The organism is Chitinophaga sp. G7 BAM 1005 (assembly GCF_057126945.1).
In genome coordinates this window covers 7,484,251-7,498,141 of sequence record NZ_CP181478.1, presented here as the reverse complement: position 1 = coordinate 7,498,141, position 13,891 = coordinate 7,484,251, and the positions used below count along the sequence as shown (strand labels likewise).

Below are 13,891 nucleotides of genomic sequence, written 5' to 3'. Positions count from 1 at the left end.
CAGTAAGATTAACTGTTAACAAATTTTATTCAGCGGAAGAACCGTGGACGATGTTTCTGATGTTAAACATGCATCCGGCCTGGATCACATAAGTATCGTTGTATCGGGGGATCTGATTGATCATGTAATTTTTCTGCTGATCCGACAGGCCATAATAATAGCGGGCTTCTACAAAGAAACGGTATTTCTGTTGTAGCCAGTATTCTATGCCGGCGCCTGCCAGCAGCCCGAGTTCAATACGACGATCACGGCGGCTGTCGAAGGTGTACTTTTCGTCGTATTTGTAAGCCTGGTTAAACTGCAGATAGTCGTACACCTGTTCATTGTCCGGGATCTCCGATCCGCCGTCAAAAACATTGGCCATTGCGCCTTTAATGCGGCTGCTCATCCAATACGCGGCATAACCACCGGCGTTAAAAAACCCTCTCAGTTTACTGCCTCCGAAAGAGAAGTGCGCCATCAATGGCAGCTGGATATAATTGTTGGTATTTTTTTGATAAATACCTTCAAAGAAGTGATCCCTGCTTTGCTCATAATTTTTCTGAATGTAAGAAGGATCGGCTTCGATAGCCAGCCAGTCGTTGAAATGGTATTGAATAGGAATCCCTACTACAAAACCACCCAGATCATCATACTTTGTAAAGGCCCTGTACCCGGTGCTGGTATGCAGGTAATTCCGGTTGTAGCCTCCTGAAATCCCGACTTCAAATTGCGCATGGGTGCCATACGCGCATAGGAATAGCGCGACGAATAAGCATAGTTTCCGTTTCATATGGTTCTCATTTTGGTGATAACTGCTGTCGACAAAAAAAACCGGAACTAATTTTACAATTAGTTCCGGTTTGCCAAAAATAGCGGATATATTTCTTAATAATTTACTTCAAACTCTGCTTTGCCGTTTTTCATCTTCATATAGTGTCTTTTTCTCTTTACTTTAAAGTAATCGATACCGCTAAAGTTATAATTGAGCGTAACGAACATCATATTTGCCTCTAAGTTCTTATAAGGATAAACGGGGTTACCAGCTTTATCTTTTGTTTTAAAGTCCTGGTTAAAGAAATTCTGCGGGTAGTATTGCACTTTCAGTCCGAAGCCGGGGTTAATGCGGAACCCGGCAAACAGGGAAGGCATCAGCAGTGGCGTACGGTCGCTGAACCATTCATTGAATTTATGGACCTTATCGCCATCTACAAATTGTTTCTCTTTATAATTAACAGCCATGTCTATTTCTCCACCGGCAAAAAAGAAGAAACTGCCGGAAGTAACATCCCCGATCTTTATACCCACCGGGATACCGAGCGTATACACACGCTGCTTCAGCTTCAGGGAGTCGGTAGGTTTGGAGATCAGGCCAATATTTTTGATGTTGATGCCTGTAAATACACCAAAGTTTTTGGAGAAGTCTTTATTAAAGTTAGAGCCCACATTAAGAAAGAGGGTAAACCGTGGGATATTGCGTATGTGCTCCCCGTTTTCTTTCATAGAAGCAAAGGACAGCAGGGGGCCATCGCCACCGTGGGTTACGTATACCCCTTCCCGGTGTTTGGGATATTTTCCGAAAATGATGGAAAAAACGGTTTTTGCGCCAGTAGTATCGGCGGGGGCAGCAGCATTGGCTGAATCTTTTTTATCCTGGGCAAATACACTACAACACAATGTCAACAGTAGCAGGAATAACGGGCATAACTTACATTTCATAATACGGGTGTTATGGTTTTTTAGATATTTGGTGGACTATTTCCATTAAAGACGACCCGGTTCAGAAAATGTTACGGCAATGGGGAAATATTTTTAAAAATTCCTGTGACTGGCCACCCAGCCGGTGATATACTCGGAAATATCTTTAGTATTGGTACCGGGAGGGAACAGTTTCCCTACCCCCATTTCCTGCAGCGTTTCCATATCGGCATCGGGGATAATACCGCCACCGGTCAGCAGTACGTCGTTCATACCCTTTTCCTTCATCCGGGCAATGATCTTGGGGAATACGGTCATATGGGCGCCGGAGAGGATACTGATGCCAATAGCGTCCACATCTTCCTGCAGGGCGGCATTCACTACCATTTCCGGGGTTTGGCGTAAGCCGGTATATATTACCTCCATTCCGGCATCCCGCAGTGCTGCCGCAATTACTTTTGCGCCCCTGTCGTGGCCATCCAGGCCCACTTTAGCTACCAATACACGAACAGGACGATTTAACGGGTTGACCATACCATTATCATATTAAGGAAGTAAATGTACGAAAAAGCAGAAAGCTTAAGCTCTCCGCTTTTTTGTACATTTGCCGTCCAAGATAAAATCATTATGAGCGAAGAAAGATCTCTCAACTTTATAGAACAAATTGTTGAAGAAGACATAGCGAACGGCGTTAACGACGGAAGGGTACTGACCCGTTTTCCGCCGGAACCCAATGGCTACCTGCATATAGGTCATGCCAAATCCATCGTGCTGAACTTTGGACTGGCCCAGAAATACAATGGGAAAACCAATCTCCGCTTCGATGATACCAACCCGGTAACAGAAGATACTGAATACGTGGATTCTATCAAAGAGGATATCCGCTGGCTGGGATTCGAGTGGGAGAAGGAATTGTATGCCTCCGACTATTTTGAACAACTCTACGCATTTGCCGTAAAAATGATAGAAAAAGGACTGGCCTATGTAGAAGATGCCAGTGCCGACGAAATTGCCGCCGCCAAAGGTACCCCCACCGTACCCGGCACGCCCACTCCAGCCAGGAGCCGCTCTGTAGCGGAAAACCTGGACCTGTTTGAGCGGATGCGCAAAGGCGAATTCAAAGACGGCGAAAAAACACTCCGCGCCAAAGCAGACCTGGCTTCGCCTAACATGCACATGCGCGACCCGCTCATGTATCGTATTAAACATGCCCATCACCACCGTACCGGCGACAAATGGTGCATCTACCCGATGTATGATTTTGCGCACGGACAAAGCGATAGCATCGAACATATTACCCATTCCATCTGCACACTGGAGTTCATCCCGCATCGCCCGCTGTACGACTGGTTCATAAAAGAACTGGACATCTTCCCCAGCCACCAGTACGAGTTTGCGCGTTTAAACCTCACTTATACGGTGATGAGTAAACGAAAACTGAAACAACTGGTGGAAGAAGGTCATGTGAACGGATGGGACGATCCCCGCATGCCTACTATCAGTGGCCTGCGCCGCCGCGGTTATACTCCCGCCAGCATCCGCCAGCTCTGCGAACGTGTAGGCGTACAGAAACGTGATAACATGATTGAACTCGGCCTGCTGGAATTCTGTATCCGCGAGGAGCTGAACAGAACCGCCAACCGCGTAATGGCTGTACTGGACCCGGTAAAACTGGTGATCACCAACTACCCCGAAGAACAGGTAGAAGAAATGGCCGCCGACAATAACCCTGAAGATGAAAACGCAGGCTCCCGTACCCTGCCCTTCAGTAATACCCTGTATATTGAGCGGGAAGACTTCATGGAGGCGCCTCCTAAAAAGTTCTTCCGCCTCGGTCCCGGCCTGATGGTACGTCTGAAAAATGCCTATATCATCAAAGGCGAAAGCTTTGAAAAAGATGCCGATGGCAACATCACTACCATTTACGCCACCTATCTGCCCGAAAGCAAAAGTGGTGGCGACCAGAGCGGCTTAACCGTTAAAGGCACCATTCACTGGGTAAGTGCAGCACATGCTGCCACCGCCGAAGTAAGGATTTACGACCGCCTCTTTACGGTGGAAAATCCACAGGCAGAAGAAGCCGACTTCAAAACGCTCATCAACCCGGATTCACTGCACGTCATCAAACAGGCGTATGTAGAACCAGGTTTGCTGCAGGCTACTCCCGGTGAACGTTTCCAGTTCCTGCGCAAGGGTTACTTTGTAGTGGATAAAGACAGCACTTCTGAAAAAGTAGTGTTCAACAGGACCGTAACCCTGAAAGATGCCTGGGCAAAAGAAAGCGCCAAAGGAAAATAAATATTTTTTTTAAAGATAGTGGAGGCCGGGCAGTTACTGTCCGGCCTTTTTATGTGTATTATTATATGTATTTTTATTTATAGTAAATCACTTTATATGGCTAAAACCAATATAGATTTAGATGATAAGCTGATCAAAGAAGCGATGAAGCTTAACAAGGGTAAAACCAAAGAGGAAGTGGTAAACGAAGCGCTGAGGGAGTATATCTTAGGCGTTAAGAACCGGGAACTCCTTGATATGAAAGGTAAAATTTATTGGGATGATAACTTAAATGAAAAGTATAAGTAGTTATGAATAACCCACTCATTTTTGACACATCCGTTTGGATTGACTATGCAAAAAGAAAAGAAACTCCGCAAACCCTTCTTTTAAGCTATTATCTGAAAAATAAGTTTGAAACACCACTTGTTCCTGTTGTTGCGCAGGAATTTTTACAAGGAATCAGAGATGATGCGCAACACAAAAAAATGAAGGATATTCTATCCTGGCACACCAAGTTGGAAATAGCCCATATGGCTGTCGCTATGGGCGCCTCTGCATTATTCCGCTCACTCCGCAAAAAAGGTGTTACCATTCGCAAAAGCAACGATTGTGTAATCGCTTTTTATGCACTGAGCTTTGATCTGGAAGTGGTGCACAACGACAGCGACTTTGAGCTGATCAGCACATATTCAGGATTAAAAACGTGGAGAAATAATTAAGGCTAAGCGACTCTTCATCGCTTAGCCTTAATCTATTTGAAACTAATAACAATTCTACTTAAACGCCTCCAGTCCCTTTGCGATCCTGTTACGGGTTTCCGCTACACCGAGCGTAGCCACAATATCAAATACGGGAGGGCCGAATTTACCACCGGTCAGCATAATGCGGAACGGCAGTTGCACATCTCCCATTTTAAGATTCTTTTCAGCAGCCAACGCTTTGAAGGCAGCCTCCAGATCGGCTGCAGGAGCGGCAGACAATGCCTCCAGCTGTTCAGACCATGCATGGAAAAATGCTTCTTTATCGGCATTCCATTTTGGTTTCACCGCAGCTTCATCATAGCTGTCCGGACTTTGGAAGAAGAAAAATCCGTGATCCCATATTTCATTCACAAAATAGCAGCGTTCTTTTACCAACCCTGCTACGGTAGCTACATAAGCCCGATCGGCGGTAACTCCTTTTTCGTCCAGCACCGGCTGGAATAAGGCTGCCAGGCTTTCATTGTCTTTGTGATGAATATACTGATGGTTAAACCATTTGGCTTTTTCAAAATCGAATTTAGCGCCGGCCTTATGCACACGTTCCAGGGAGAACTTCTGGATCAGTTCATCCAGGGAGAAAATTTCCTGTTCAGTACCATCGTTCCAGCCCAGCATAGCCAGCATATTAATAAATGCTTCCGGCAGGAAACCGCGTTCACGGAAACCTTTCGTTACTTCTTTGCTCACAGGGTCTGTCCAGTTCATGGCGTATACGGGGAAGCCTAAACGATCGCCGTCGCGTTTGCTCAGTTTACCATTGCCATCCGGTTTCAGGATCAGTGGAAGATGCGCCCATTGCGGCATATCCGCTTCCCAGCCCAGGAACTTCCACAGCAGGAGATGTACCGGCGCCGACGGCAGCCATTCTTCTCCACGGAAAGCGTGGGTTATTTTCATGAGATAATCGTCTACTACCACAGCAAGGTGATAGGTAGGCATACCATCTGCTTTCAGCAAAACTTTATCATCTACCTGCGAAGTATGAAAGGTCACTTCTCCACGAACCAGGTCGGTAAAAGTAACTTCTTCATTGGCAGGCATATTTATACGGATAACATGCGGCGTATTCTTCACCAGCAGCTCCTGTACTTCTGCATCGGAGAGCGTAAGGGAATTGCGCATTTTTGCCCGTACAATATGGTTGTATTGGGGAGAAGGATTCTCCGGCGTTTTCAGGCGCTCACGCATACTTTCCAGTTCTTCCGGGGTATCGAAAGCGTAGTAGGCATGACCGGCTTTTACCAGCTGTTCCGCATATTGACGGTATAAATGCTTACGCTCACTCTGACGGTAAGGAGCAAACGGTCCGCCTGCTTCCGGACTTTCGTCAGGAGTAAGGCCGCACCAACGCAAACATTCATTGATATACTCTTCCGCTCCGGGAACGTAACGGGTTTGGTCTGTATCTTCTATACGCAGCACAAAATCGCCTTTATGCTGCTTCGCAAATAAATAGTTGAACAATACAGTGCGTACACCTCCAAGATGTAGGCCACCAGTAGGACTGGGCGCAAAACGCACTCTTACTTTTTTGTGATCCATAGGCCGCAAAGATAAGGATTTAGCTTTTAGGTGGGAGTTATTGTACCCGGAGATATTGGGAGATTAAAATTTTTTAATACGAAGTCCTGCTACACAGACATTAAGTATATTGCGGTACTAAAGCTCATCGCTAAAAAGCCAAAGGCTATATGTTCTATCTTACTAAAACTCCCGGCATCCTGAAAGCCTTATATAAAAGCTGTGTCTGGAATCTGTCTCCGGCAGGTAATAAGGTATATCTTACTTTTGATGATGGCCCGCATCCGCAGGCAACACCCTTTGTGCTGGAGCAACTGGCAAAATTCAATGCCAAAGCTACTTTTTTCTGTATCGGGAAAAACGTAGTGGAATATCCCGCTATCTATCAGCAGATCCTGGAGGCAGGGCATACCACCGGCAATCATACCCATAACCATCTGAACGGGTGGAAAACCAACACCGAAAAATATATTGAAAACGTGCTGGAAGCAGCAAAATATATTGCCTCCCCCTTATTCAGACCTCCCTATGGCAGGATCACTCCCTTCCAGATCCGGCAGATCAGGAATAAAATTCCGGGCGCTAAAATTATTATGTGGGATATCCTCAGTGGTGATTTCGATACGCAGATCAACGGGGAAGCCTGTGTGCAGAACGTAGTATTTAAATTGCAGCCGGGATCTATTGTGGTTTTTCACGACAGCACCAAAGCCTGGGACCGGCTGGAGTATGCGCTGCCGCGGGTACTGGAGTATTGCAGGAAGCAAAAATTTGAAGTAGCAGCAATCTTGTAATTATAATAACTGTTGCTGATAAACTCATTTATCAGCAACAGTTGAGCAGGTTTTATAACTTGATCTCTTTGGTTTTATCTCCCACTGTAATCGTAACAGGATCGGTACATTTACCATTCCCATAATCAATTACCCCGGTTACTTTATCAAATTCAACCTTCAGTTTCCCTTTAACGAAATGCTGGCAATCAAATATTTTTACCAGTGCTTCCTGTGTTGTAAAAGTAGCCGTAACACCGGTTACAGGTCCTTTTTCATAAGAAATGCTGGCATTTCCTTCTACAGTAAACACGTCATCAGACGGATTTAACAGGGGTGTTACCGGGTCAAATCCTGCCGTTTGCTTAATGGTTTTCTTACTGGCGTAGTTGATCACAACAGTATCGCTGAGCGTTACTTTTCCTCCGGTTAATTCAGTGGTATACTGGATACCGGTTGTTTGGCTATAACTGACACCACCGATGGTAAATTGGCCTTCTACGGATTTGCCATTGAGTTTATAGCCAAGTGGCTCTATTACGATGATAGAAGCAGGATTGAATAACGGACCGCTGAAAGTAACATTCAGCACACCGCTACGATATACGCCAAACCTGTCGAGGCACGATTCTCCAAAATCGATCTTTACTTTTTTGGGCCATTGGTCAGGATTGGTGGCATCCAGCAGTTCAGCTGCCGGACAGGAGGGCGAGGTTGTAACGGCCAGCGCATTGTTTACATTGTCCGCTTTGCGGGCAGTAAACAAGCCCTGTGTAATGGCTACTTCCGCCACGGTTTCAAAAAGCCCGCTGTACATGGTACTGGCAGCCGCTTCGTGTTGCGCGGCAGCAATGGTATTATTATCTGATTGGTTATTCGGCGCCGTATCTGTGGTGACTTCTTTCTTACAGGCAAAGAAAATGGTGACTACCGCCACGCTGGTGAAGGTCCACGCCAGCACACGATTTGTACTGAAATAGCTTTTCATAGTTTAGGTTTTATTAGCAATTAGGTTTTTCGGTCTTTACCTTTGTAGTAATAAAGATACTGCTTAAATATTAAAGAAATTACAAATTTAATAAAATAATTATTATGCTTTGGATAGATACCCACACGCACCTTTATTCTGAAGAATTTGAGGCAGACCGGGAAGAAATGGTAGCGCGTGCCATAGCAGCAGGGGTAGACAAACTGTTTTTGCCGAATATAGATGAGAGTTCTATCGAAGGGATGCTGGCGCTGGAAGCGAAGCACCCGGATCATATTTATGCGATGATGGGGATACATCCCTGTTATGTGAAAGAAGCCGTAGATGAGCAGCTGGACCTGGTAAAAGCCTGGCTGCAGCAGCGTTCTTTCAAGGCCATCGGGGAAATAGGACTGGATTTTTACTGGGATAAATCCCTGCTTATCCAGCAATACAAGGCTTTCCAGGAGCAGCTGATGCTGGCGCGGGAGTATGGGCTGCCGGTGTCCATCCACAGCCGGGAGGCCACACGGGAATGTATCAACGAAGTAAAAGCTTTACAGGATGGCCGTTTAAGCGGGGTTTTCCACTGCTTTTCGGGTACCCTGGAGGAAGCAAAGGAAATCATTGACCTGGGCTTTTACCTGGGCATAGGCGGGGTAGTTACCTTCAAGAAATCCGGGTTGGATAAATTGCTGGAGGAAATAGACCTGGCACACATCGTAATGGAAACAGACGCACCCTATCTGGCGCCGGTTCCTTATCGCGGTAAACGCAACGAAAGTGCTTACCTCCCGCTGGCAGGTGAAAAGGTGGCAGATATAAAAAATCTAAAAATTGCAGAGGTTGCAGATATAACAAGCAGCAATGCCCGGAAATTATTCAAAATGCTCTAACTGTTTAGTGAATACCTTTGCAGGCAATGGCTACTAGCACAATGAGTAAAATTCTGATTATTTACACGGGCGGTACTGTAGGTATGATCTACGACGATAAAACCAAGGCACTGCGCCCGATCGGCTTCAATGAAATAAGGAATAATTTACCGGAACTATACCGGATGGGCATCGATTTTTATGTATATGCATTTAATCCGCCGATAGATTCATCAGACATGCAGCCGGAGATATGGGTGGAACTGGCCAGTATTATTGAAGACCGGTACGACCGGTACGATGGCTTTGTAATCCTGCATGGATCCGATACGATGGCCTTCACCGCGTCTGCCCTGAGCTTTATGCTGGAAAACCTGTCGAAGCCTGTTATCTTAACCGGCTCCCAGCTTCCCATCGGCAAAATACGCACAGATGCCAAAGAGAATATTATTACGGCGATGGAAATAGCCTGCAGCCGGCATAATGGCACTACTATCTCTATGGTACCGGAAGTATGTATCTACTTTGATTTTTCCCTGTTCAGAGGTAACCGTTCCAAAAAATATAACGCGGAAAAGTTTGAGGCATTCTATACGATGAACTATCCTCAGCTCGCGGAAGCCGGCATCGATATTAAATTCAAGCACCAGTTTATTTTACCGCCACCTACACTACCACTGAAGGTGCATAAGGAACTGGAAACAAATATCACCGTACTGAAATTATTTCCGGGCATTACCAGGAGAGCAGTAGAAGCCACGCTGGGCGTATCCGGTTTGAAAGGTGTGATCATGGAAACCTTTGGTAGTGGTAACACCAATACACAGCCCTGGTTTATTGAAAGCATTAAAAAGGTGATCGATCATGGCGCCATCGTGGTAGATATCACCCAATGTGATGGCGGATCTGTGGAGCTGGGCAAATATGAAACCAGTCAGCACTTAATGGAAATTGGTGTAGTGAGCGGGCATGATATGACCTTTGAAGCAGCCGTAACGAAGCTGATGTTTGTATTGGGTCAGGGCCTGTCTGTGGCCGATGCAAAGGTAATGCTGGAAACCTCGCTACGAGGCGAATTAACGCCAATCGAAGTATACTAAATATTTTTTCCGGAAATTTATACAAACGGGAGATACATTCAATTGTACTTCCGTTTTTTTTTTATTTTGAATATTTAAGGTAAATTTAAATATCATCAAATGCTCTTCCCCAATTTCTATTCACCACAAAATTCATTATTCTATGGGAGTTTCCTTATCACAGAAATGCATTGCTGAATTCTTTGGCACTTTTGTCCTGGTATTTATGGGTTGTGGCAGCGCCGTGTTAGCCGGCGCGCACGTAGGGTTTCTGGGTATCGCGTTTGCATTTGGCCTGTCAGTCGTAACAATGGCTTACGCCGTAGGTCACATTTCCGGATGTCATTTAAATCCGGCTATTACTATTTCCCTGTGGTCTACAGGTAAAATATCCGGTAAAGATGCAGGCGGATATATTGTAGCACAGATCATAGGAGGCATTGTAGCTGCTGCACTCCTGTATTTTATTGCGCAGGGAAAAGCTGATTACAGTCTTGCTGCCAACGGTCTCGGCGCCAATGGTGTGGAAGAAGGCTCACCAGACCACTATTCACTGATCAGTGGATTAGTTGCTGAAATCGTCCTTACCGCCATTTTCCTCGTGGTAGTTCATGGCAGCACCAGTAAAAATAACGGCAACAGCGCATTTGCCGGATTGGCGATAGGCCTCTGCCTGACCATGATCCATATTGTAGGCATCCCGGTTACAGGAGTATCCGTAAACCCTGCAAGAAGCATCGGACCAGCTCTGTTTGTTGGCGGCGCCGCCATTTCCCATTTGTGGGTATTTATTGTAGGACCCATTGTAGGCGGGCTTCTGGGCGGAGGAATATGGAAGCTGTACGATAAGAATTAAACTTTTTTTTGAAATATAAACTAAAGGATTATCTTTGCAACCCTGAATTGGAAAATCAACCCTTCCGCTTGTTCAGGAAAAGATAATCACGGAGAAGTGCAGGAGTGGTTGAACTGGCACGCCTGGAAAGTGTGTATAGGTGAAAGCCTATCAAGGGTTCGAATCCCTTCTTCTCCGCAAGCTTTAAAGCTCTGGTAACGCAAGTTATCAGGGCTTTTTTGTTTCAGCCCGATAATGCTCTTCGCTTCATACCCGTCTCATAAAAAAACATCATCACTACCCCGCCTATTTCTTCTTAACTTCAACTATGAACATATCCAAAGACACGGAAAACAAAGTACGCCTGCTGGTGCAACAGCACCGGAAACTGGAAGCAGTGAAACTCGTTTATGATACGGCCCGATGCGGGCTGAAAGAAGCCAAAGACTATGTTGATAACCTTCAAGTACCAATGCCATCTCCTGCCAATAATAACGACGATACTATCTTTACATTACTTACAGAAAACAGAAAAATACATGCTGCGTAACTGCCCTGGCGATATACCTGTTATTTCTCCGCTGATGTCTATTTGAATTTAAACGTCACGCCATCATCCGCGACAAAATAACCCTGTCCAAATGATACTCATATCCGTAAAAATTCAAATGCTTTCAGTGGCTCCTGTGTATTGTATTTCCCGGTAAGGATATCGGTATGAAACTGGCTTCTCCACTGGTAATAAATAAACAACTATGATTGGTTGACCGGGAAGCCGGTACAGACTGCGTTACCAGGCGGTACATATCTTCCACTTTCACAATAAAAAACTTATCAAAATCCGGTCTTAATATGCTATCAAGCTCCTTCCTGGGTTGCATAAACCTGGCGGTAAATGAATCCGGACCATATACCGTTATTCCCTTTCTCACTGGTATGATCAATTTCCTTTTATGTGATATTATGCCGGACGGATGAGTGAGTAACACAAAAGCCCCGTCAGGTCATCTTCTTTTTCCAATTTTTCTCTCAATGCATGATCTGTTTCAAAGTGATTGCGTTCCAGGAGTTTGATGGATTTTACATTCCTATCAGCGGGGAAGGCCGTAATTTTTTGAAGATGCAATTGTTCAAATCCAAACTTTATTACTACCGGTATCACTTCCTGCATAATGCCTTTTCCAAAGAAAGCCGACTGAAGTTCATATCCTATTTCAGCCTGATCCAGCTCAGGTTCCATATTCCAGTAACAGATAGTGCCAACGAGATGATCATTTTCTTTGGCAGTAATTATCCAATACAGCGATTGGTTGGCGGCAATGTTGGCCTGGATCTTTTCAATAAACTGCCGGGCTTCTGCAATTGTGGTGGTAGCAGACCGGTTCAGGAACTGGTTCACGCGCGGATCCGACCGCAGAATGGCAATGGCTTCGTCATCATACAATGCAGGAGCCCTCAGGATAAATCGCTGGGAAACAAGCGTCGGAAAAGGTGTAAAATTAAGTGCTGGCATACACTTAAAATTAATCATTATTCAGTTGTCAGCTCTCACTAAAATCTAAAAATTACGCCCTTACACTAACAATGATGAAGCGCTTTGATTCGCTTACAGCATCCAAAAATGAAGCAGTTTACAAACGGTGAAGGAAACACGGGATGAAACGGCCATCCGGTGAACAGCTATAACCCGCATGCAACGGGTGTTCATGCGGGTTGTTATTTTTTAAAAAGATGTATAACGGTGTAATGCTATGCAGGCCACGGATTCTGGTAAGTGGAATTATTTAACTTCACCTCCCTCGATGACAAGGTCAGCTGTATTTGCAGGGGTTGCTCATTGGCGGAATTAAACGTCTCTTCATATTCTACACAATAGGCGTCTGTAAACTTCAGCTCTTTGAGCCTCGACATAGAATCCCGCCGGAAAAAGGTAATACTGCCGTTTTTCGTCTGGGTGTTGGAAATCATCCAGTCAAATAAACTGGTTTCGCCGGCAGACTCAATCAGCAGGTTAATAGTGCCTCCTTTGGGGCGGGCGGCAGGTTTCCCGTTATGATCTGTATTTTGGGTAAATGAAAACCTGCATTCCAGGATGTTCATTTCTTCCCCGTCGATGTTGAGAACAGCTTTAAAAGACATAATTAATCTGGTTAACAGGTCCGTTGCAAGGCACAACAGACAGGCACAAAAATATGGTATACAGAATGAAAATACACATTTCTGTTTACATGCCGAAAAATTGAGGGTTATTTTTGAGGAAAGCCGCCGGATCTTGCAGGGTCGGGACTTTCAGCCAGCCAGTGATATACTGTTTAATAACTATATAAGATCAAATGCCTGGGCAAAACTGGTCAGATCGTAGCTGGACTGTGCCCCGATCTTTGCTTTGATATTTCGCCGGTGCGTAACGGCGGTCTTTTCGGAGATCCCTGCCTCCCCGGCAATTTCAATGGCGCTGAGGCCCAGGGCCAGCAGCCGCAGGATTTCCTTTTCTCTTTTAGTAAGGGAAGCAAAAATATGCTGGTTGCGGCGCAGGAAGTTATTCTCTTCCAGCAGGCGGTTTACCTTACTGGTAACGTGGTGCAGCGGATCAATGGGAATTACACAGGTAATTACATGCGTGGGAACCCCTCCGGCATCCCGCATAAATACCCGTGTAGAACCCAGATGCCAGGTCCAGTCCCGCGAGGCAGTAGTGCGTACCTGCTGGAAAAAGGTAACCGTTATATTGGCTGCCGCCGGCGCATCCAGCATATTGATGATCTTTGGAAGGTAATCTGCTACATCGTGTGGGTTAAAGAAGGCGTCGTAATACCTTGCACCCATTTCCTGCAAGGCCTCCAGCGTAATATCCAGTTCCCGGCAGCCCCGCGGCGACATATACTCCACGTAGCTCTTTACCACATTCATTACTATTACCACTACGGGAAGCTCCTGATCAATGGCCTTTAAAGCGTTCAGCTTCTCTTCCAACCCTGATCCGTCATTATTAAATGCAGCGTGCTCAATCATGTACGTGATATAAAATCGTGTATAGGAATCCTCTGTGATGTTGGTTGACTACTTACTTTAGCGCTCTTTCTGGTAACAAATGTAGTAAAAATAAGAAAGGGTCCCATCACA

General features: G+C 45.5%; 16 protein-coding genes and 1 tRNA gene. 9 read left to right on the top strand and 8 right to left on the bottom strand.

The genetic code is table 11. The features are described from left to right. Positions 1 to 25: 25 nt before the first annotated feature. From ACMXI2_RS30435 to ACMXI2_RS30425, 3 genes are all read right to left on the bottom strand, one after another. Positions 26 to 772, bottom strand: coding sequence for a porin family protein (locus ACMXI2_RS30435; protein WP_483779600.1), 747 nt, complete (start codon positions 770 to 772; stop codon positions 26 to 28). Positions 773 to 867: 95 nt separating this feature from the next. Beyond that, positions 868 to 1,698: a hypothetical protein gene (locus ACMXI2_RS30430; RefSeq protein WP_483779599.1), complete on the bottom strand. Its 831-nt coding sequence runs from the start codon at positions 1,696 to 1,698 to the stop codon at positions 868 to 870. Positions 1,699 to 1,791: 93 nt separating this feature from the next. After that, on the bottom strand, positions 1,792 to 2,211 hold the full coding sequence (locus ACMXI2_RS30425; protein WP_483779598.1) for a cobalamin B12-binding domain-containing protein: 420 nt from the start codon (positions 2,209 to 2,211) through the stop codon (positions 1,792 to 1,794). Between the two features lie 93 nt (positions 2,212 to 2,304). On the opposite strand from ACMXI2_RS30425, the gene ACMXI2_RS30420 reads away from it, so the two are divergent. From ACMXI2_RS30420 to vapC, 3 genes are all read left to right on the top strand, one after another. Continuing rightward, positions 2,305 to 3,975, top strand: a complete 1,671-nt coding sequence (locus ACMXI2_RS30420) for a glutamine--tRNA ligase/YqeY domain fusion protein (RefSeq protein WP_483779597.1) — start codon at positions 2,305 to 2,307, stop codon at positions 3,973 to 3,975. A 96-nt stretch (positions 3,976 to 4,071) separates the two neighbouring features. Next, positions 4,072 to 4,263, top strand: a complete 192-nt coding sequence (locus ACMXI2_RS30415; RefSeq protein ID WP_079470074.1) for a type II toxin-antitoxin system VapB family antitoxin — start codon at positions 4,072 to 4,074, stop codon at positions 4,261 to 4,263. 2 nt (positions 4,264 to 4,265) lie between these two features. After that, positions 4,266 to 4,676, top strand: coding sequence for a type II toxin-antitoxin system VapC family toxin (gene vapC / locus ACMXI2_RS30410; RefSeq protein WP_079469750.1), 411 nt, complete (start codon positions 4,266 to 4,268; stop codon positions 4,674 to 4,676). A gap of 54 nt (positions 4,677 to 4,730) precedes the next feature. On the opposite strand, the gene gltX is transcribed toward vapC, so the two are convergent. Further along, positions 4,731 to 6,260: a glutamate--tRNA ligase gene (gene gltX, locus ACMXI2_RS30405; protein WP_483779596.1), complete on the bottom strand. Its 1,530-nt coding sequence runs from the start codon at positions 6,258 to 6,260 to the stop codon at positions 4,731 to 4,733. 149 nt (positions 6,261 to 6,409) lie between these two features. Here gltX and ACMXI2_RS30400 point away from each other — a divergent pair, with 149 nt between their 5' ends. Then, positions 6,410 to 7,033: a polysaccharide deacetylase family protein gene (locus tag ACMXI2_RS30400; RefSeq protein ID WP_483779595.1), complete on the top strand. Its 624-nt coding sequence runs from the start codon at positions 6,410 to 6,412 to the stop codon at positions 7,031 to 7,033. Between the two features lie 52 nt (positions 7,034 to 7,085). Here ACMXI2_RS30400 and ACMXI2_RS30395 read toward each other — a convergent pair whose 3' ends face one another. After that, entirely contained in the window at positions 7,086 to 8,000 is a 915-nt protein-coding gene (locus ACMXI2_RS30395) for a hypothetical protein (protein WP_483779594.1), read from the bottom strand. A gap of 104 nt (positions 8,001 to 8,104) precedes the next feature. Here ACMXI2_RS30395 and ACMXI2_RS30390 point away from each other — a divergent pair, with 104 nt between their 5' ends. The 5 genes from ACMXI2_RS30390 (at position 8,105) to ACMXI2_RS30370 (ending at position 11,318) form a co-directional block, all read left to right on the top strand. Then, entirely contained in the window at positions 8,105 to 8,875 is a 771-nt protein-coding gene (locus ACMXI2_RS30390) for a TatD family hydrolase (protein ID WP_483779593.1), read from the top strand. A 41-nt stretch (positions 8,876 to 8,916) separates the two neighbouring features. Further along, positions 8,917 to 9,954 (top strand): asparaginase, encoded by a 1,038-nt coding sequence (locus ACMXI2_RS30385; protein WP_079470075.1) that lies wholly within the window; start codon positions 8,917 to 8,919, stop codon positions 9,952 to 9,954. A gap of 142 nt (positions 9,955 to 10,096) precedes the next feature. Further along, on the top strand, positions 10,097 to 10,789 hold the full coding sequence (aqpZ, locus tag ACMXI2_RS30380; RefSeq protein ID WP_483779592.1) for an aquaporin Z: 693 nt from the start codon (positions 10,097 to 10,099) through the stop codon (positions 10,787 to 10,789). A 90-nt stretch (positions 10,790 to 10,879) separates the two neighbouring features. Further along, positions 10,880 to 10,966: transfer RNA gene (locus ACMXI2_RS30375), tRNA-Ser, on the top strand. A 130-nt stretch (positions 10,967 to 11,096) separates the two neighbouring features. Continuing rightward, complete coding sequence (locus ACMXI2_RS30370) at positions 11,097 to 11,318, top strand: hypothetical protein (RefSeq protein ID WP_483779591.1); 222 nt, start codon at positions 11,097 to 11,099, stop codon at positions 11,316 to 11,318. 411 nt (positions 11,319 to 11,729) lie between these two features. Here ACMXI2_RS30370 and ACMXI2_RS30365 read toward each other — a convergent pair whose 3' ends face one another. The 3 genes from ACMXI2_RS30365 to ACMXI2_RS30355 all read right to left on the bottom strand — a co-directional run bounded on the left by ACMXI2_RS30365 (position 11,730) and on the right by ACMXI2_RS30355 (position 13,780). Beyond that, complete coding sequence (locus ACMXI2_RS30365; protein ID WP_483779590.1) at positions 11,730 to 12,281, bottom strand: GNAT family N-acetyltransferase; 552 nt, start codon at positions 12,279 to 12,281, stop codon at positions 11,730 to 11,732. A 236-nt stretch (positions 12,282 to 12,517) separates the two neighbouring features. Continuing rightward, a complete protein-coding gene (gene tssD / locus ACMXI2_RS30360; RefSeq protein WP_079469761.1) occupies positions 12,518 to 12,907 on the bottom strand; it encodes a type VI secretion system tube protein TssD in 390 nt (129 codons plus the stop codon). 180 nt (positions 12,908 to 13,087) lie between these two features. Then, a complete protein-coding gene (locus tag ACMXI2_RS30355; RefSeq protein WP_483779589.1) occupies positions 13,088 to 13,780 on the bottom strand; it encodes a helix-turn-helix transcriptional regulator in 693 nt (230 codons plus the stop codon). Positions 13,781 to 13,891 lie beyond the last annotated feature (111 nt).

What these genes read in the sequence shown, in the direction of transcription:
- ACMXI2_RS30435 (WP_483779600.1), bottom strand. Translation starts at nt 772, where the DNA reads ATGAAACGGAAACTATGCTTATTCGTCGCGCTATTCCTATGCGCGTAT.
- ACMXI2_RS30430 (WP_483779599.1), bottom strand. Translation starts at nt 1,698, where the DNA reads ATGAAATGTAAGTTATGCCCGTTATTCCTGCTACTGTTGACATTGTGT.
- ACMXI2_RS30425 (WP_483779598.1), bottom strand. Translation starts at nt 2,211, where the DNA reads ATGGTCAACCCGTTAAATCGTCCTGTTCGTGTATTGGTAGCTAAAGTG.
- ACMXI2_RS30420 (WP_483779597.1), top strand. Translation starts at nt 2,305, where the DNA reads ATGAGCGAAGAAAGATCTCTCAACTTTATAGAACAAATTGTTGAAGAA.
- ACMXI2_RS30415 (WP_079470074.1), top strand. Translation starts at nt 4,072, where the DNA reads ATGGCTAAAACCAATATAGATTTAGATGATAAGCTGATCAAAGAAGCG.
- vapC (WP_079469750.1), top strand. Translation starts at nt 4,266, where the DNA reads ATGAATAACCCACTCATTTTTGACACATCCGTTTGGATTGACTATGCA.
- gltX (WP_483779596.1), bottom strand. Translation starts at nt 6,260, where the DNA reads ATGGATCACAAAAAAGTAAGAGTGCGTTTTGCGCCCAGTCCTACTGGT.
- ACMXI2_RS30400 (WP_483779595.1), top strand. Translation starts at nt 6,410, where the DNA reads ATGTTCTATCTTACTAAAACTCCCGGCATCCTGAAAGCCTTATATAAA.
- ACMXI2_RS30395 (WP_483779594.1), bottom strand. Translation starts at nt 8,000, where the DNA reads ATGAAAAGCTATTTCAGTACAAATCGTGTGCTGGCGTGGACCTTCACC.
- ACMXI2_RS30390 (WP_483779593.1), top strand. Translation starts at nt 8,105, where the DNA reads ATGCTTTGGATAGATACCCACACGCACCTTTATTCTGAAGAATTTGAG.
- ACMXI2_RS30385 (WP_079470075.1), top strand. Translation starts at nt 8,917, where the DNA reads ATGAGTAAAATTCTGATTATTTACACGGGCGGTACTGTAGGTATGATC.
- aqpZ (WP_483779592.1), top strand. Translation starts at nt 10,097, where the DNA reads ATGGGAGTTTCCTTATCACAGAAATGCATTGCTGAATTCTTTGGCACT.
- ACMXI2_RS30370 (WP_483779591.1), top strand. Translation starts at nt 11,097, where the DNA reads ATGAACATATCCAAAGACACGGAAAACAAAGTACGCCTGCTGGTGCAA.
- ACMXI2_RS30365 (WP_483779590.1), bottom strand. Translation starts at nt 12,281, where the DNA reads ATGCCAGCACTTAATTTTACACCTTTTCCGACGCTTGTTTCCCAGCGA.
- tssD (WP_079469761.1), bottom strand. Translation starts at nt 12,907, where the DNA reads ATGTCTTTTAAAGCTGTTCTCAACATCGACGGGGAAGAAATGAACATC.
- ACMXI2_RS30355 (WP_483779589.1), bottom strand. Translation starts at nt 13,780, where the DNA reads ATGATTGAGCACGCTGCATTTAATAATGACGGATCAGGGTTGGAAGAG.